This is a genomic window from Lysinibacillus sp. YS11, from assembly GCF_002896375.1.
Taxonomy (GTDB): domain Bacteria; phylum Bacillota; class Bacilli; order Bacillales_A; family Planococcaceae; genus Lysinibacillus; species Lysinibacillus capsici.
The window spans coordinates 2,045,485-2,061,680 of the sequence record NZ_CP026007.1 but is presented as its reverse complement, the minus strand read 5'-3'; the positions used below and the strand labels follow the sequence as shown (position 1 = coordinate 2,061,680).

Sequence of the window (16,196 nt, the reverse complement as noted above, 5' to 3'; positions counted from 1 at the left end):
TAACTTTAAAAGATTAACTTTTCGGGTTTAGAAAAAAGTTATCGGTTGGGATTACGATCAATAAATTCCTCTATTTCATCGGCTAATCCGTACACAAGATGGAAATAGTGTTTCTCTGTCATGACACCCTTTTGTCGCCATTTTTGCATTTCTTCATAATGAAATTGATAAAAATAGCCTTCTACATCTCTTCTAGCAATTCCTTTTTTCTCCGCCATCTCTGCAATCGAAAGACCTTTCCTCCACTCTTGGTCGTATTCCTGCACTGTCATGCCCAAAAATTCACTTATAGCTTCATAATCATATTTCACATGGTATACAAGAATACCTTCCTTATTTTCTTCTGCATATACGGTTGAAGAAAATGAGAAAACTACGATAAATAAAAGCACATACACTCTATTGGCATTTTTCATTTTGGAACCCCCATACTTTTTGAGGTTAATGTGTGTGGTTCTCATCATTACTATGTATGAAGGAAATCGTGGAAGTGATGAAGAATGTTAGCGAAGAAGAGAAGATTTTTTATTCATCCTTCGTGAATGATTTAGTCCACAATACCAGGGCTTGTCATTAGTCATGTAATACAAAATGAAGCATGATACTATTCACGCAAATCTTCAATTCTACGTTCTTATCGATCGATATCTCTTGTCTAAAATCGATTAAGTCCTTTTCCTCTACATGAATCATTTTCGCGACACTAGCCGTTGAAAACATGTAATCCTTAATGAGGTCATTCAAAAGCAATGCGGCTCTTTCCCTTGCATCAAAGCCTTCAAAGCCAACACATAACATAACTATTTTTCGTTCAATCTTATCTAGCTGCTCTGTCGTGATGCTGCCCTTGTTATTCAATAAACTATCCAGCTCAGTCATTGGTAAATCAAATATTTTCGCAAGTTGCTGATGATTGAAACTGAATTTTTCAGCCACTTCTTGAATTTGCTGTCTCAGGTAATCGAATCGGGAAATCTCCGTGACAAAAGATACTTCTGCCCTATCCTTCCATTCTTTCACAGTAGTAACCCTCTTTTCATTCTTTTTGATGTATCAAATTTAAACTATATTAAAAATGAGGACGCCAAAAAAGTGGCAGTATTAATAAAAAAACGGAAATCGTAATAAAAATGGTAGTGGTTGTAGGGGATAATTTTTGGCGATATGGACCATTATAAAATCCCGAAAATTGCAGTTTATTACGATAGAGGACAAACAATAAACTATATATGGCGATTCCCCCCAGCCACCCAGCGTATGAACCATCAACATTTATTCCAAAAGAGGTATACATAAGCCTGGCGCCTCCCCACATCACGCATCCAATAATGGAAAAAAGGATAATAATTCTTATTAATTCTAAAAATATTTTAAATGTAATCATCCATAGTTCTCTTATTTCCTTCACAAGCTCTCTCCACCTCCACAATATGTAAAATTATTATAACACTTCCTGAATTAGTAATTCACTTAAACCGAGAATGTATAGTCGTCTATGGTGAGCTTACTTGTTGTTTCTTAATACGGGTTTCACCATGAATCAAGCAGAAGCAGGAATTATAGATCAAATTTTAATTGGTGGAAAATGTATACTTTTATTATTTCCGCTTTATGAAAAATGACACGATTCCACCAAGTATCAAATATTCACTGACAAAAGAATGAAAAAACTTAATGCCCTCACTAGTATTAATGGCCAGCGAATACAAAAGAAAAAACCAACTTTATGCTAAAAAGCTGGTCTAGTTATTCAATCATTCATTTATGACTTGCTGTTTTGCATCTTCATAAAGAGCCAGAAAAGGTTGGCTATTTCTTCAGCTTCATATTTATAAATCGTTTCAGCGAAAGAAGCACGAAATGGCTGTAGCATGATCTCTAAAACACTCATGCGGGGTGTTTCTCTCTTCACTTCATCCAAAAGTAAGCTAGAGAGTTCGAGTGATTTTTGTGGAAGTTCGATTGTCGAGATTTTTTTACAAAATTTCTCTAATTTCTCTTGTATTTCTTTATTAGTAATGGACTTATAGGCTAGATCCTTTTCTAATAAAAACATTTCCTGTGGCTCTAATAGAATTTCTCCACTCTTAATCATTTCTGGCAGAAAACTTTCTACATATTTCAATGACCGAGTAACCACTTTTTTTAGATCTATCGTCATATTAGTAGCCAAATTCCAATAAAAAGATAAATATTGGAATGTGCCAAAAAAGACGACCGCACACTCATAATAATAGTGCTTTCCTTCTTCTCCATAAATATCATAGAATCTGTTTTTTAACCAGGTGATTTCATGGAAGCGATGTTCCGCAAGAATTTCTTGCAGCTCTTCATCATGCAAAAAGGAGATTTCTCGAAATAAAGGCATTAAATTATATTTTTCTTTAATTTTTAATGTGGCGATTAATTGTTCAATTAAAACGTCTACATCATCTTTTTTCTTACCAACTAAAATTTCCTCTTTTAAAACATTTCGCTCTTGGCGATTTTGCTCTAATACGGCTTTCAGGCATTCGTTTTTAGATGAAAAATAATTATAAAATGTACCTTTCGAAATATTTGCCTTATCTAAAATATCCTGAACCGATGTATGCTGATATCCTTTTTCAGTAAATAATTGTAATGTTGATTCGATAACGATTTGTTTACGATCTTTCATACATTTCTCCAATCTCTAAACACAATAACGAACTTACTACAATTATACTAGGAAAACTAGATTTCTTAAACTATGCAAATTTGATACTAGAGGTCCTCACTCTGTAGTGCCAGTCCAAATCGGTTAGGTTTTTCTAAAATGTATGGATAGTAAAAAACCTTCTGCACACACTACTTTTCAGGAGGTGATATTTAATGGCGAATAATAACAACAACCAAAATTTCAACTCAAAAATTCCTAATGCAGCTCCAAACGCAATGAATTCAATGAATGTTGAATTCGGGAACGAGACTGATGTTAACCAAATCAGACAACAAATTCAACAAGCTGAAGCTAAAAAGCAACAGGCTTCTGGTTCTATGAACGCAATGAAGTCAACGAACGTTGAATTTGGGAATGAAACTGATGTTAACCAAATCAGACAACAAATTCAACAAGCTGAAGCTAAAAAGCAACAGGCTTCTGGTTCTATGAACGCAATGAAGTCAACGAACGTTGAATTTGGGAATGAAACTGATGTTAATCAAATCAGACAACAAATTCAACAAGCTGAAGCAAACAAAAAATTTGCTTCTGGTAAATTTGCTAACGAAAATAATTCAAAATAGCTTTCATTCAACATCCGCAGCCGGCATCCTTGCCGGTTTTTTGTTTTTCACAATTTTGGTTAATTCCTTCAGGATAAAATTCCCGCTTTAGATTTTCATTCAGGTAAACCGAATTTACATACATCCAAAATGATTCGATTCAAGTTATCAATTTGTTTTTTTAAAAAAATTTTTTGCTTCTTCTATTTGCTCCTTTGGTAGAGTCCGCAGTAATTCTTCTTCTAACCACGCTATCGTTTTGCTTCTTAAATAATTTCGCATGTGTTCTTCCGCTTCCAGCATGACACTATTGATCGTACAGTTCGATTGACTTGAACAAGACTCACACTTTTGTTTTTTATTTTGATAAGCAAAATTCGCTTTAATATTCTTACACTGAAATATCGGATCTTCACCTTCAACAGCTCGCACAACATCCCAAAATGTAATATCTTCAGGTTTTCTATTGAGTCGATAACCCCCTTTTACACCAGATACCGAGCTAACAATGCCTTCCTTGGACAATTTCCCTAAAACTTTTGAAAGATAGGTCTCCGATAATCCTTGAAATTCTGATAAATCCTTTATTCCTATACTTTCATTTTTTGGTACATCAATTAAATAAACAAGACTGTGTAGGGCATATTCAACCATCACACTATATTTCATTATTCCACCCTCTTAAAACATTTTGCTTACCATGATAGTAACACATTTTAGCTATACATAAATGAATCAGTTTGACAAACGAAAATGAAAAGTGTATATTGTAGACAAAGTTAATCAACGATTAAATTAATCGACGATTAGTAACAACTTTATTTAACTGGAGGATTTTTATGCGTAAACTACTTGTGATAAATGCACACCCTAAAGTGGAGTCAAAGACATCTTTGAGCCTTCAAGTATTAGATCATTTTCTAGGGAAATACAAAGAAAATAAACAGGATGATGAAGTAATTGAGCAAATTAATCTATATGAAGACGTTGTTCCGATGATAGATAAGATTGTTTTAAGTGGCTGGGAACATTCACGAAATGGAGATCCTTTAACACACGAAGAAAATGAAGTTTTGGAACGCATGAATGAAATTTTAGTTCAATTTAAAAGTGCCAATAAATATCTAATTGTAATGCCTTTGCATAATTTTAATATTCCTTCAAAGCTAAAGGATTATATGGATAACATTCTAATTGCGCGAGAAACATTCAAATATACGGAAAATGGTTCTGTGGGCTTATTAAATGATGGAAGGAGCATGATCATCATACAGGCAAGTGGTTCAATTTATACAAATGGCGATTGGTATACCGAAGTGGAGTATTCCTACAAATACCTTAAATCAATGTTTGCCTTTCTTGGAATAGAAGATGTTAATATTCTTCGTGTCCAAGGAACAGCCTTATTGAATACAGAAGATGTCTTGCAAAATGCACTTTATCAAGCGGATCAATTATCCGTTGAATTAGCTAATAAATAATGGAGGGATTCACAATGACACAACGTATGAATTATTATGAAATTGCACCAGATGCTATGAAGATAATGACGGAAATGGAAAAATACACTAAAAAAAGTAGTATTGAGAGAAAGCTTCGTGAGCTCATTAAAATTAGAGCTTCTCAAATTAATGGCTGTGCCTATTGCATCAACATGCACACTGCTGATGCGAAGAAAATGGGAGAGACTGAACAGCGCTTATACTGCATTAGCGCTTGGAGAGAATGTACTTTTTATTCAGATGCTGAAAAAGCAGCATTAGAATTAACGGAACATATTACGCTTATTCCAGAAAAACGCGTTCCTGATGAATTATATGAGCGTGTGCGCAAGCATTTTGATGAAAAGGCTTATGTCGATTTGGTTATCTTGATTAATCAAATTAACAGTTGGAATCGAATTTCTATTGCTATGGGCAATGTTGCGGAATAATAAATGGCTGCCTTAACAGGTAGCTATTTTTCTTATAGTAGTTGGATATCAATTGGAGTCGTACTTTCATTTGGCAGTCCCCCCTAACTCCCTTTAACAAAATGTTCAAATGTAAGTTTAGGCAATAAAAAAATTTCCCGGGTAAGCGCAAGAAAAGACAAATTCAACCCCACATTCCTCCATCAAGCGACTGATTTCTTCATTTTCCTTGCCTTTTGAAATACTGGCAGAAGTCAGGGGCTATAATTATTTCCTGTTAAATGTCTTCTATGACCATGCAATCTTAGAAAATTATTAGTGTACATACTTTCACTTACCTCTCTCAGTATTGTGTTTTCGCACAAAAAACACTCGTCATGTAAACGAGTGTTTCGTATTTATTATGACAACCACTTAGGTACTGTGTTTGTTTTTAAGGTTTTTTAAATTCTTGCAAGTTTATTAAGATTGGGGTTAAATATTGAGTGGTCTTTCACTTGTTTCCAACATACACGTACAGTGAACATGTTTATTTTGTAATGGAAATTTGATTAGCGTATTTCCGTATGCTTTTGATAAAACTTAATAATATCAACTTACACCGTTTTTTAGCGTAATTCTCTATATCGCATAGTTCATTGTATTTGTTTAACCTATGCAACTTTTGTTACTACCAATGCAGCATTATCATAAGTTATGAGTCCCGTTGAACTTACTATGGCAACTCGTATAACATCACCCTGGTTTAACGCTAATTGGTCTGTTCTTGATACTAAATCTACTTCAATATTAGCAGCAGTTACAAAGGTTTGATATTCAATCTGTTTTGTTGCAAGAGGAGTCCCATTTATAGAGAGGCGAAAAATAATATTATTCGATATTCCTCCTGAACTTGCTCTTAATTCAATTGTAAACGTAACAGTATATACCCCTTGACTATTAACAGTAATAGAATCATCAATTGTACTTGGTGTTGTTCCACTGGAAGGTCCGACTGTGTCGAAATTAACATTTGGATCAATAGTAGGATTTCCTCCAGCTACGTTATATATTGAACCATAAGCTGGGATAAATTGTACTGCTTCTTCTTGAGTTGGCACATTGGGACAACTAGAAACCCTAAACTTGGAGAAACTTTTACAGTCTTCACACCCCTCGCAATCATTGCAAAGCTTATTGAATCCATGATTATTAGACAAATGTATCCTCCCTTCTATTATTTCGATTAGAATATTTTATGTTTTTTAGGTCATATTCGTTTGTACATAAGAAAGGAGTTTGCCCATGACATTTTTCCTTTTAATAAATACTAAGTCCATCCCAGTCATTTAGCTGTTTCATCAATCAGCATATTTCGTTTAACTAATACCTTTTGTACTGAAACTCAGACAAAAATGGTTTGAGTTTTTTTGTGTATGTGAATCCTTTAATTTATCAAAATATTATAGGTGTGTAACTTTTTCTCCAAAAATGAGCATCAAATGGCATAAGCTAAATACTATTATTTTATGTCAACAATTATTCTCGCTACTCTATATTCACCTTCTATCTCTATCGCCATATTGCTATCAATATCATTCGTAATTTCCACAGCCCTTATTTTATATATATTCGTTCCGGTATTCAGCCTGTAACCCTCTTCGTGTTTTGTAGGTAAATCTGTTGTTTGTTCTTTTATTTCTCCGACTTTTTCTTCTATTTTATCATTTGGGATCGGTTCATTAGTAACAATATAATTATGACCATTCCAATTAAATACAGGGAAAGAAATATTGTCTTGATTTCGTTCATTGCACCCAGTTAACAGAAGGAAAGTAACTAAAAATAACAAAATTGATCTTTTTATCATATTTGTTCCTCCACCAAAGAAGATGAGGGTATTTAACCAAATCTTCTTTTGCATCTTTTTATTTTTTAGTATTCATATAATATTTTTTCATAAGTTCTATCAGCCTATGGATAGTTTTTATAAGTTGTTGAAAAAATTTTCCAGCAACGTTGTATTTTACTTCTTTATAATTTGTCACCATATATACGACTCCACCTACTATAATCTGCATGAATATAAAAACCCGTAGAAGCAGATTCGGCTGACTTACTGATACATATACTCCAAATGACAGGTTTTGTTACACTAACACCCCTTTCCCCGAATCATATGTTAGGGCTATCATTTATCACTCTACCCTGTTAAATGAAAGAAACATTGAATATTACCCCTATCCCAAATATTGGGTTTATGATAACATATATCTGAATCTTTTAACTTTGGAAAATATGAAAGGAAGTGTAATAAACAGATATGAAAAAGATATTGAAACCATTGATTAGTGGTATTGTCATTGGTGCCCTCTCTCTAACTATAAATATAGATAAAAATGTATTAGCTAATGATATTGCAAATACATGTAAGTATGATTCGGCATCGAAGGTCAACCCTGATTATTCCACAATGAACTGTTTGTTAACCGAAACAGCACTGAGTTATAATGTTCCTCCTGAAATTGTGAAGGCAATAGCGGAAGGTGAAAGTGGAAATTGGCGTCATTTCGATATGAATGGTAAAGCGATTGTGACAGCTGATAATGGAATTGGCATTATGCAAATTACCAATCAAGCTGACTACAATCAAGATAGACTAAAAAGCGATATTGTCTATAATATTCGAGCTGGTGTGGAGACTCTAGATGATATGTTTAAGCGTAAGGATTTGCCTAGCATCAACGGTGGGAAAAGAGATATATTGGAACATTGGTACTTCGCTATCATGGCTTATAACGGTACTAAGCCGGTAAATAGTCCATTTGTCCAAGCAACTGGGGAAAGAAATGCAAATGCCTATCAAGAAAAAATTCTCCAAATTATTGAGAGATTAGAATTAATAGACTTAACAGAGCTGCCTTTTACACGCGAACATTTTCAATATGACTCTAACAGCAGGGAAAATATTAAATTTTCAGTGATGAACTACGATTTTGATTTACCATTAACAAAATCAAAGTACTTTTTTAAAACAAATCAAAAAGTTAATGCAACAACTAATGTAACAGTTAGGACAAAACCTACTACGGATAGTCCTTCTATGGGTACTTTACGTAAAGGCGAAATTGTTACCATTACGGGCCCTTTTGAATATGAAGCCGTATCAACTAAGAAAAACCATTTTGTTTGGTATCCTGTGAAAAGAAATGACGGGACAGAGGGGTATGTAGCATCAAGTTATTTAAACTACTCAGCTTCAACACCTACAACTCCTACAACTCCTACAACTCCAGTAGGTAGTATAGATGTATCAAAGTTCGCTGATTACAAGGCAGACCAGTACTGGGCAGAGGATTTTCAATGGGCAGTAAACAAAGGACTTATCAGCGGTTATCCAAACGTATACAACCCTGCAACAAAGAAATACGAAAACTTACTGAAACCAAACACGAATTTAACAGAAAATCAGATGTTATCTGTACTTTTCCGTTACTTTAAGTCTGATGAATTAGCTTCAACAAAACCTAGTTCTTCATGGAGTGCAGATGTAAACTATCAACTAGCAAGTAAGTACGCTCTACCAACGCTTGGTGGTATATCAGCGTCTAAACAGGTATATGCAGTCAAAGACATCACACGTGGTAATTTTGCTCGTATCCTAGCATCTATGCATTATGGAAAAACAGTATCTCAGCCAGAAGCCATCCAGTTTCTACGTGACTTCGACTTAACAACTACTAAAACGGATGCAGAGTTTAAACCAAATGATTCTCTAACAAGAGCGCACGCTGTGGCATTCTTCCACCGTTATGAGCAAATATTCAATAAATAAATTGCTATCTATAAGTGGTGCTATAAAGCCCTATGTGGAGTTACGGGAGAGGCTGTGAAAGCATAACAAAAGGACTTGCATATAGGGTAATCAATCATAAACAAAAGTCCTGTTCATATTGATGGAAAGCACCTTCAATCGAGAGTGCTCAATGTAGCTATTGATATCAGCTATCGCTACAATTCAATTGATAAATCTAAGAAAATCAAAAACTTAAGAGTTTGGGGTACTTTTTAGGGTACATGCTTTCCCCTACCTCCCCCACTCTGAAAAATTAAAAGTTATAACTCAATGACATTTTACAAACGCTGAGATATTCACAAAAAAACACTCGTCATGTAAACGAGTGTTTCGTACTTATTATGACAACCACTTAGGTGGTGTGTTTTTTTCCCAATAGATATCGCCAAGGTTGTTGTGTGCCATGAAGTTGTCCTCGACACTGTGGTAATGGAAGTTGTAGTAGTAGCCTTCCTGCGGTCTTTTTTCTGTGCGCACATGGAAACGAATTAAATCTGTGCCTGTTTCATTGTTGATGACATTGAAAATTTTCTCACCGTAATTACCACTTGGCCTTTCAGAGATGGTTAAAGATGCAGCAGTTTGATCATCAAGATTAGCCACTGTCATTGCAATAGCTTCCTCCATTTTTGGGAAGATGATGCTGTCGAATTCATTGCTAATTTTTGGACCAATTTTTGTGCCAAATTTTATGTACGATTGTTCTCTAGCTGCATCCACCAGTAAGGCATTATAATCAATCGCTTCCTCTTGTATCTGTAGCTGCTCGTCACTGCTGTCATCATGCTCAGCCGCTAAAGCAGTGCTTGTCCCTGATGAAGGGCCGATAGATGCACGGTTCGAGGGATTTTGATCAAATGCTTCCCAAATCTCATGTGTAGGCGTTATTAAACCAAATGTTAAAAACGCAACCATGATGACTATACTTTTCTTAACCCACGTTTTCATTTATTGTCACCTACTCTTTATGTACAAATTGGTAATTCTCCTATTATTATATACGTTCTCGCCATTAAAAGGTTTCATATTTCTATAATTCATTGTACAATATTTATGAATAATGTGTCGTTTTTTTAAAGGAGGTACAAAGCATGAGCATCGCAATGGGTATTGGTCTTTTATTAATGTTAGGTTACTTATCATCTTTATGTTTCACGGACTAATTTTTATATTTTGTAATATGTACCCTACTAAGCCCTAAAAGCCTGTTATATGCAGCTTTTGGGGTTTTTTATTTTTCTTTACATTACAATGTATAGTAATGCATGCACACAGTTGGCTTGTTGGGACTAATATAATATTAATAATTCTTGGCGGCGTGTTAAGCAAATTTATGGTTGCATTCAAAAGATGATGAACCATTGAAGCTAAAAGCGATATATCCAGAGTTATTGGGCTTGTTTGTTGTCTTGAAGTTTACCAAAGTAGAAGATATTAAAAAAACAAATGAAAAAGTATAAAAAATAAAGACCTGACAGCTATAGAGACTGAAGGTCCTTTTTTATAACCAATTTTGAATAAATTTATCTAAAAAAAGTGTTGCTCCCTTCTTCCATCACATAGGTAATGTAATAAATGGGTTGAGTGAAAAGAATGGAGGAAATTCAACTTTAAATCAGATTCTAGCTATCAATACAGTCTTAGATTTAATCCAATGCGAATTTGCATAAATAGACTTGCTACAGGGAAGACTTTTTAAAGAAAATTATGGAGGTGCGAATTACGTGTTTGAGAAAAAATTAGCACTTCATGAAACCATGGAATTTCATGAAGTCATTAACTTTATGACAACTAGTTTACTTAAATCGAAGCTGAGTCAAGGTGTGGTCTTTGATGATGATTTAAGAGCGTTATTGGACAAAAATGTAAAATTATCTACCCCGGCACTCACTGCTATGGTTAAGCTCTACTCAAAATCGGAATTGGAATATTAGGAGGACAATTGTATGCAAGACTATTTAGATCCTATAAATTCAGTTGGAATGCCTGAACTAACTGATTCGGGGATTGCTCTTGAGTTTTTACTTACAACCAAAACAGGTATTCGTAATCTTTCAATTGCCCTAACAGAAACAGCTTCTCCTGCTCTTCAGAAAATCTTGAGAACTCAGCTGGATGTCATGGTCGATTTATATTTCGAAATTTCTGAACTGATGGTAAAAAAAGAATGGCTGAAACCTTATGATCTTGCAGGTCAAAAGGAACTGGATATTAAATCAGCAGAAAATGCGATTAATATTGCCCAGTTGGATTTATTCCCTAAAGATATGAATCGAAAAGGAATGTTCCCTACCCCACCGAAAAAATAAACGAAAATGAGGGATTTTTTTAATGAAAGCTGTCACTTTTCAAGGTGTAAAAAATGTTGAGGTTAAAGAAGTACAAGACCCTAAAATAAAAAAAGCCGATGATATTATTGTTCGTTTAACCACTACTGCCATTTGCGGGTCAGACTTGCATTTAATTCATGGTATGATTCCGAATCTTGGACAAGATTATGTCATTGGTCATGAACCAATGGGTATTGTAGAAGAAGTTGGAAAAAATGTGACGAAGGTTAAAAAGGGTGACCGGATTGTCATTCCTTTTAATATTGCATGCGGGGAATGCTGGTACTGCAATCATGATCTGGAAAGTCAATGTGATAATGCAAACGATAATGGCGAAATGGGTGCCTACTTTGGTTATTCAGACACAACAGGCGGTTTTCCAGGAGGACAGGCAGAGTTTATGCGAGTGCCCTATGGTAATTTTATCCCTTTCAAAATTCCAGAGAAATCAGAAGTTCCTGATGAAAGTCTTGTTCTCCTTGCTGATGCCGCATCTACTGCTTTTTGGAGTGTAGATAATGCTGGTGTAAAGAAAGGAGATACTGTTATTATTCTTGGCTGCGGACCTGTTGGACTGCTAGCACAAAAATTTGCTTGGCTGAAAGGAGCAGAAAGAGTAATCGCAGTTGACTACATCGGGTATCGTCTTAAACATGCAAAGAAGACAAATAACGTGGAAATCGTTAATTTTGAAGACCATGAAAATTGTGGTGAATACTTGAAAGAGATTACCAAGGGCGGTGCAGACGTTGTCATTGATTGCGTAGGGATGAGCGGAAAAATGACACCTCTAGAATTTCTTGCAAGTGGGGTAAAACTTCAAGGTGGTGCTATGGGAGCCCTTGTCACAGCCAGTCAAGCTGTACGTAAAGGAGGAACAATCCAAATTACCGGTGTATACGGCGGTCGATACAACGCCTTCCCACTTGGAGATATATTCCAACGCAATGTAGCGATTCGTACTGGACAGGCTCCAGTTGTTCATATCATGCCCCATGTCTATAACTTAATGGCTGAAGGAAAAGTGAATGTCGGTGATATCATTACACATGTACTCCCCCTTGAAAAAGCAAAACATGCTTATGAAATATTCGATACAAAGCAAGAAGGTTGCATTAAAGTGGTTTTAAAACCCTAATATAGAAGTTTTCAGGTACTTTTGTCTCTGCATTGCAAAAGTACCTTTTTCATTGACCTAGGGGTACATATTTATATGTATTACATCTGAAAGTGATTCTTCAAAATGGCATTAATATTTGAGCACCAAGCCTCTTCGACTGGCGAACTACATTTTGATCAACAGAACTAACCCCTCCCTAACCAAAAATCATTATGTAACGATTCCTTTCATTGAACAACTTCTAATGAACAACTCAACATCCCATTTGTTTTATTTCCATGAGGAAAGACGCTTTCCTTATTTGAGAAAAGCGCCAAATTTCTGAGTAAATAATTAGTTTGGCAAAACAGTTGAATAAGTTTTTGAACTACCTTAGATATCCACCATTATTAATATCAAATGTCGCACCTGTGTAATGCTTTGATCTATCTGACAAGAGGAAAATAACAGTATCAGCAACATCTTCAGGCATTACAGGTGTATCGATAAGCTGATGATTTAAATATTCCTCTTTTCTCCAAATAGGTATTGCATCCATCATAGGAGTGTTTACCATTGTAGGGGCAATGGCATTAACTCTGATGTATGGTGAGAAATTCACTGCACAGCTTTTAGTTAATCCCAATATAGCAGCTTTTGAGAGTCCATATATTGCATCTGAACTGCCTTCCATACCTGATACAGAAGACATATTCACGATGACTCCTGTACGTTCGCTCTGAAGTAGATATTTCCCGAACATTTGAGAAAAATAAATACATCCCTTTAAGTTTATATCTATGACTTTATCAATTTCCTCGGTTTGATAATCCAGTATATTCTTACCCAAATAAATCCCTGCATTATTAACTAAACTATCTACATCACAATGTTCTCTTTCCAAATTTCCAAAAAAATTGACTACTTCTTCATAAATACTTACATCTAATTGATATGTATACAAATCTGAGGGGACATTCATTGATTGTTTTAATTCCCTTAAGGCGTCTTCATTAATATCACAAGCAAGTACTGAAGCACCCTCATCTAAACATTGTTTAACAATTTCTTTCCCTATACCAGAAGCTGCACCTGTTACTATTACTTTTCTATTTTTAAGCATCATCTATTTTACCCCTTTATTAAAAAGTTAGGATGTTATGAAAAACTCTACCTAAATTCTATCTTTGGCGCAAGAAGAACATTGTTTAACCTCTCTTTATAAAAGACCTGTTTTTTTAACTTATTACAAATTTGATTGATTTGTTGTCTTGGTTTAATATCCAATTTTTCAGAGAGACAATCATCACAATATATATTATTTTCACTGTTAATAAAGTTTTGGACAATCTGTATATTAGACGTAAGCTAATTATCTTCCTTAAAAAGAAATCTTTGCTCACAACTATATAAGCCTTCCACTATACTTCCATTAGAACAGAGATAATGTATAATGTCTGTTGTTGAGTTTACATTAACTTCAATCTTTTTATTATTGTAGAGATTCCTTTAGAAAAATAAACTAATAAGTGCTAAAATAGCAGGTCCACCTTGTTTTAATAGAATCGATTTAGAGCTTGTTAAGCTACCATACAAAGCGACAATGATTACAAAGATTAAAAAAATGGCAACAATTTCAGTTTGCTGATGTGACAAAAATAATCCATACAATAAGGCGATCGCAATCAGACCATTATAAACGCCTTGATTTTTGAAAAGAACTTGAACATTTGCATTTTCTAATGCTTCTTCAGAAAGACTAAATGTTTTTGCTGTTCTTTTAGAAGTAGTTGCAAACGTTTCTAAATACATAATATACAAATGCTCAGCTGCTACGACTAAGCTTAAAATAAAAGTTAATGAAGACATCCTATTCCCTCCTAAAAAATCTTTAAAAAAGCAATGTCCTCAAGTGTATCAAGGACATTGCTTGAAACTATTTATTAAAACGAACAATGCGGTCTATTGGTAGGCGTGAAGAACCATATGCTGGGGCTGCCGCTTCACCAATGGCTAATAATAAAATAGGAATTTCATTTGCTGGTAATTCCATGTATTCAGCGAATTTTGCTTTATCAAACCCACCCATCGGAACGGTATCATAGCCCATTTCCTTCGCTAATAGCATGATTTGCATCGATACTAAGCCAGCATCAAAGTGTACGATATTTTCTAATGTTTTTGTTGGTGCTGAACCATACATTGTCAGCGCATCTTGTGCAAGCTTATTGGCAATTGGTTCTGGCATATAGCCCAGCTCCACGTTTTTTGCATAGATTTCCTCAGCATTTACATACATCTCTATATCACCAATGACAGCAATAATGGCAGAGGCTGTTTCGATTTGCTCTTGATTAAATGAAAAGAAGTTGATATTCTTCTGAATTTCCTTATCATCAATGACAAGAAAGCGCCATGGCTGCATATTACTTGAAGAAGGTGCTGAAGTAGCATCCTGCAGCAGCTGCATGATTGTTTCACGCGGAATTTTAGTCTCTGCATTGTATTTACGAACAGATTTACGCATTTGCATAATTTGTTTTAATGGTGTATTTGATAACATGTAGTTTCCCTCTTTTCACAATTTAAACTGCTTTTATTGTTACATTAATATTGCCCATTGTTGCTTTTGAATATGGGCATACCGTATGTGTGACCTCTAATAATTCCTGTGCTTCCTCCACTGCTAGTCCTTCAATATGCCCTTCGATTTCCACTGCAAGCACATAGTCAAAAGAAGCTTGCTCCATTAATTTCACTGTTACTTTAATGGTTGATGCATTTTTTAGTTTCTTTTGGCGTTTGATTAAATCTAATGCACTATTAAAGCAAGCACTATAGCCAGCCGCAAATAATTGTTCTGGGTTTGTAACATCCGCTAATTTGGAGCCTGGTGGTGCAATTTTTAATGATAAAGATTGATCTTCTGCATAGGATGTGCCACTACGGCCACCTTCATTAATCATTGTAGTTGCGTATAATTCTTTCATAACTGAAAACCCCTTATCTTTTGTTATTAATTAAATTGCATACAATCTAATTTTTACAAATTGAATTGTACACAATTTAATTGCGTTTGACAAGTAGGAACTTTATTTTTAATATAAATGGTAGTAGAAGAACTTTAAGAGGGGATTTTTATGCCTAATCATTTAGATAATCAGCTGTGCTTTCTTTTGTATGCAACATCTAAGGAAATCACTCGGCAATATACATTATTATTGAAGCCTTACGATCTTACTTATACAGGCTATATCACTTTATTAGCTTTAGAGGAAAACGAACAGATAACGGTGAAAGAATTGGGCCAACGTTTATTTTTAGATTCAGGAACATTAACACCGTTGTTAAAAAAATTAGAGGCAAAGAATTACATTTGTCGTGAACGTTCTAAGGAGGACGAACGATTAATGAAAATATATTTAACCAAGGAAGGCGTAGATGTAAGAAGGAAACTACCTGAAGTGTCCCGCCAAGTGATGAAGCAATCTAATATCTCAGAGCAGCAATTTGTACAACTGAAAAATGTACTTCAAGATATCGTTTATAACGATTGGAAAATAAAAGATGAAAACTAACACATAGCTATTCCATTAATAGGATGAATATGTAAATAAGAAGGATTGGAGCTACATTGGCTTCAATCTTTTTTTGTTTTTCTCTCCCTTATCTCCTCAAATGTTAATAATCATGTGGCTACCGTTAAAATTTAGTATACTTACATTTATTAATTAGTTTAATTTACAGCATAGATAAGTAATTTTGAAAGTAGAG

Annotated in this window: 20 protein-coding genes; 8 read left to right on the top strand and 12 right to left on the bottom strand. The window is 34.7% G+C overall.

The annotated features are described in order from the left end of the window. Positions 1 to 38: 38 nt before the first annotated feature. From LBYS11_RS10135 to LBYS11_RS10120, 4 genes are all read right to left on the bottom strand, one after another. On the bottom strand, positions 39 to 416 hold the full coding sequence (locus LBYS11_RS10135) for a hypothetical protein (RefSeq protein WP_103118032.1): 378 nt from the start codon (positions 414 to 416) through the stop codon (positions 39 to 41). A 157-nt stretch (positions 417 to 573) separates the two neighbouring features. Further along, positions 574 to 1,020, bottom strand: a complete 447-nt coding sequence (locus LBYS11_RS10130; RefSeq protein WP_103118031.1) for an HTH domain-containing protein — start codon at positions 1,018 to 1,020, stop codon at positions 574 to 576. A gap of 49 nt (positions 1,021 to 1,069) precedes the next feature. Then, on the bottom strand, positions 1,070 to 1,408 hold the full coding sequence (locus tag LBYS11_RS10125) for a hypothetical protein (protein ID WP_233732682.1): 339 nt from the start codon (positions 1,406 to 1,408) through the stop codon (positions 1,070 to 1,072). Between the two features lie 354 nt (positions 1,409 to 1,762). Continuing rightward, positions 1,763 to 2,659 carry a TetR/AcrR family transcriptional regulator gene (locus tag LBYS11_RS10120; protein ID WP_103118030.1) on the bottom strand — a complete coding sequence of 299 codons (897 nt, stop codon included), beginning with the start codon at positions 2,657 to 2,659 and terminating at the stop codon, positions 1,763 to 1,765. Positions 2,660 to 2,853: 194 nt separating this feature from the next. Between LBYS11_RS10120 and LBYS11_RS10115 the strand changes: the two genes are divergently transcribed. After that, positions 2,854 to 3,267, top strand: coding sequence for a gamma-type small acid-soluble spore protein (locus tag LBYS11_RS10115; RefSeq protein ID WP_066036862.1), 414 nt, complete (start codon positions 2,854 to 2,856; stop codon positions 3,265 to 3,267). 147 nt (positions 3,268 to 3,414) lie between these two features. On the opposite strand, the gene LBYS11_RS10110 is transcribed toward LBYS11_RS10115, so the two are convergent. Continuing rightward, positions 3,415 to 3,915, bottom strand: coding sequence for an RrF2 family transcriptional regulator (locus tag LBYS11_RS10110; RefSeq protein ID WP_103118029.1), 501 nt, complete (start codon positions 3,913 to 3,915; stop codon positions 3,415 to 3,417). Positions 3,916 to 4,085: 170 nt separating this feature from the next. Between LBYS11_RS10110 and LBYS11_RS10105 the strand changes: the two genes are divergently transcribed. Next, positions 4,086 to 4,727: an FMN-dependent NADH-azoreductase gene (locus LBYS11_RS10105; RefSeq protein WP_103118028.1), complete on the top strand. Its 642-nt coding sequence runs from the start codon at positions 4,086 to 4,088 to the stop codon at positions 4,725 to 4,727. Positions 4,728 to 4,741: 14 nt separating this feature from the next. After that, on the top strand, positions 4,742 to 5,179 hold the full coding sequence (locus tag LBYS11_RS10100) for a carboxymuconolactone decarboxylase family protein (protein WP_103118027.1): 438 nt from the start codon (positions 4,742 to 4,744) through the stop codon (positions 5,177 to 5,179). Positions 5,180 to 5,811: 632 nt separating this feature from the next. Here LBYS11_RS10100 and LBYS11_RS10095 read toward each other — a convergent pair. Together LBYS11_RS10095 and LBYS11_RS10090 are read right to left on the bottom strand one after the other, a co-directional pair. Beyond that, positions 5,812 to 6,357: a hypothetical protein gene (locus tag LBYS11_RS10095; protein ID WP_103118026.1), complete on the bottom strand. Its 546-nt coding sequence runs from the start codon at positions 6,355 to 6,357 to the stop codon at positions 5,812 to 5,814. Between the two features lie 302 nt (positions 6,358 to 6,659). Next, positions 6,660 to 7,061, bottom strand: a complete 402-nt coding sequence (locus LBYS11_RS10090; protein WP_233732680.1) for a hypothetical protein — start codon at positions 7,059 to 7,061, stop codon at positions 6,660 to 6,662. Positions 7,062 to 7,460: 399 nt separating this feature from the next. Between LBYS11_RS10090 and LBYS11_RS10085 the strand changes: the two genes are divergently transcribed. After that, complete coding sequence (locus LBYS11_RS10085; protein ID WP_103118025.1) at positions 7,461 to 8,972, top strand: SH3 domain-containing protein; 1,512 nt, start codon at positions 7,461 to 7,463, stop codon at positions 8,970 to 8,972. Between the two features lie 360 nt (positions 8,973 to 9,332). On the opposite strand, the gene LBYS11_RS10080 is transcribed toward LBYS11_RS10085, so the two are convergent. Continuing rightward, positions 9,333 to 9,941: a YpjP family protein gene (locus LBYS11_RS10080; RefSeq protein WP_036080766.1), complete on the bottom strand. Its 609-nt coding sequence runs from the start codon at positions 9,939 to 9,941 to the stop codon at positions 9,333 to 9,335. A gap of 776 nt (positions 9,942 to 10,717) precedes the next feature. Between LBYS11_RS10080 and LBYS11_RS10075 the strand changes: the two genes are divergently transcribed. Genes LBYS11_RS10075 through LBYS11_RS10065 form a run of 3 tightly spaced genes read left to right on the top strand, consistent with a single transcriptional unit; the run spans position 10,718 to position 12,461 of the window. After that, positions 10,718 to 10,927, top strand: coding sequence for a hypothetical protein (locus LBYS11_RS10075; RefSeq protein WP_016993944.1), 210 nt, complete (start codon positions 10,718 to 10,720; stop codon positions 10,925 to 10,927). Between the two features lie 12 nt (positions 10,928 to 10,939). Then, on the top strand, positions 10,940 to 11,302 hold the full coding sequence (locus LBYS11_RS10070) for a spore coat protein (RefSeq protein WP_054549298.1): 363 nt from the start codon (positions 10,940 to 10,942) through the stop codon (positions 11,300 to 11,302). Between the two features lie 22 nt (positions 11,303 to 11,324). Continuing rightward, positions 11,325 to 12,461 (top strand): zinc-dependent alcohol dehydrogenase, encoded by a 1,137-nt coding sequence (locus LBYS11_RS10065; protein ID WP_103118024.1) that lies wholly within the window; start codon positions 11,325 to 11,327, stop codon positions 12,459 to 12,461. 349 nt (positions 12,462 to 12,810) lie between these two features. On the opposite strand, the gene LBYS11_RS10060 is transcribed toward LBYS11_RS10065, so the two are convergent. From LBYS11_RS10060 to LBYS11_RS10045, 4 genes are all read right to left on the bottom strand, one after another. After that, complete coding sequence (locus tag LBYS11_RS10060) at positions 12,811 to 13,545, bottom strand: SDR family NAD(P)-dependent oxidoreductase (RefSeq protein ID WP_103119076.1); 735 nt, start codon at positions 13,543 to 13,545, stop codon at positions 12,811 to 12,813. Between the two features lie 386 nt (positions 13,546 to 13,931). Beyond that, positions 13,932 to 14,291 carry a DUF1304 domain-containing protein gene (locus tag LBYS11_RS10055; RefSeq protein ID WP_048394575.1) on the bottom strand — a complete coding sequence of 120 codons (360 nt, stop codon included), beginning with the start codon at positions 14,289 to 14,291 and terminating at the stop codon, positions 13,932 to 13,934. A 67-nt stretch (positions 14,292 to 14,358) separates the two neighbouring features. Continuing rightward, positions 14,359 to 14,985 (bottom strand): nitroreductase family protein, encoded by a 627-nt coding sequence (locus LBYS11_RS10050; protein ID WP_016995324.1) that lies wholly within the window; start codon positions 14,983 to 14,985, stop codon positions 14,359 to 14,361. Positions 14,986 to 15,007: 22 nt separating this feature from the next. Continuing rightward, the gene (locus LBYS11_RS10045) at positions 15,008 to 15,412 is read right to left on the bottom strand and encodes an Ohr family peroxiredoxin (protein ID WP_004228436.1); all 405 of its coding nucleotides are present in this window, start codon (positions 15,410 to 15,412) and stop codon (positions 15,008 to 15,010) included. Between the two features lie 150 nt (positions 15,413 to 15,562). On the opposite strand from LBYS11_RS10045, the gene LBYS11_RS10040 reads away from it, so the two are divergent. Further along, entirely contained in the window at positions 15,563 to 16,000 is a 438-nt protein-coding gene (locus LBYS11_RS10040) for a MarR family winged helix-turn-helix transcriptional regulator (RefSeq protein ID WP_054549302.1), read from the top strand. Positions 16,001 to 16,196 lie beyond the last annotated feature (196 nt).

Excerpts from the sequence above, each read along its gene's own strand:
- LBYS11_RS10135 (WP_103118032.1), bottom strand. The coding sequence starts at position 416 with ATGAAAAATGCCAATAGAGTGTATGTGCTTTTATTTATCGTAGTTTTC.
- LBYS11_RS10120 (WP_103118030.1), bottom strand. The coding sequence starts at position 2,659 with ATGAAAGATCGTAAACAAATCGTTATCGAATCAACATTACAATTATTT.
- LBYS11_RS10115 (WP_066036862.1), top strand. The coding sequence starts at position 2,854 with ATGGCGAATAATAACAACAACCAAAATTTCAACTCAAAAATTCCTAAT.
- LBYS11_RS10110 (WP_103118029.1), bottom strand. The coding sequence starts at position 3,915 with ATGAAATATAGTGTGATGGTTGAATATGCCCTACACAGTCTTGTTTAT.
- LBYS11_RS10105 (WP_103118028.1), top strand. The coding sequence starts at position 4,086 with ATGCGTAAACTACTTGTGATAAATGCACACCCTAAAGTGGAGTCAAAG.
- LBYS11_RS10100 (WP_103118027.1), top strand. The coding sequence starts at position 4,742 with ATGACACAACGTATGAATTATTATGAAATTGCACCAGATGCTATGAAG.
- LBYS11_RS10090 (WP_233732680.1), bottom strand. The coding sequence starts at position 7,061 with ATGCAAAAGAAGATTTGGTTAAATACCCTCATCTTCTTTGGTGGAGGA.
- LBYS11_RS10085 (WP_103118025.1), top strand. The coding sequence starts at position 7,461 with ATGAAAAAGATATTGAAACCATTGATTAGTGGTATTGTCATTGGTGCC.
- LBYS11_RS10080 (WP_036080766.1), bottom strand. The coding sequence starts at position 9,941 with ATGAAAACGTGGGTTAAGAAAAGTATAGTCATCATGGTTGCGTTTTTA.
- LBYS11_RS10070 (WP_054549298.1), top strand. The coding sequence starts at position 10,940 with ATGCAAGACTATTTAGATCCTATAAATTCAGTTGGAATGCCTGAACTA.
- LBYS11_RS10065 (WP_103118024.1), top strand. The coding sequence starts at position 11,325 with ATGAAAGCTGTCACTTTTCAAGGTGTAAAAAATGTTGAGGTTAAAGAA.
- LBYS11_RS10060 (WP_103119076.1), bottom strand. The coding sequence starts at position 13,545 with ATGCTTAAAAATAGAAAAGTAATAGTAACAGGTGCAGCTTCTGGTATA.
- LBYS11_RS10055 (WP_048394575.1), bottom strand. The coding sequence starts at position 14,291 with ATGTCTTCATTAACTTTTATTTTAAGCTTAGTCGTAGCAGCTGAGCAT.
- LBYS11_RS10050 (WP_016995324.1), bottom strand. The coding sequence starts at position 14,985 with ATGTTATCAAATACACCATTAAAACAAATTATGCAAATGCGTAAATCT.
- LBYS11_RS10045 (WP_004228436.1), bottom strand. The coding sequence starts at position 15,412 with ATGAAAGAATTATACGCAACTACAATGATTAATGAAGGTGGCCGTAGT.
- LBYS11_RS10040 (WP_054549302.1), top strand. The coding sequence starts at position 15,563 with ATGCCTAATCATTTAGATAATCAGCTGTGCTTTCTTTTGTATGCAACA.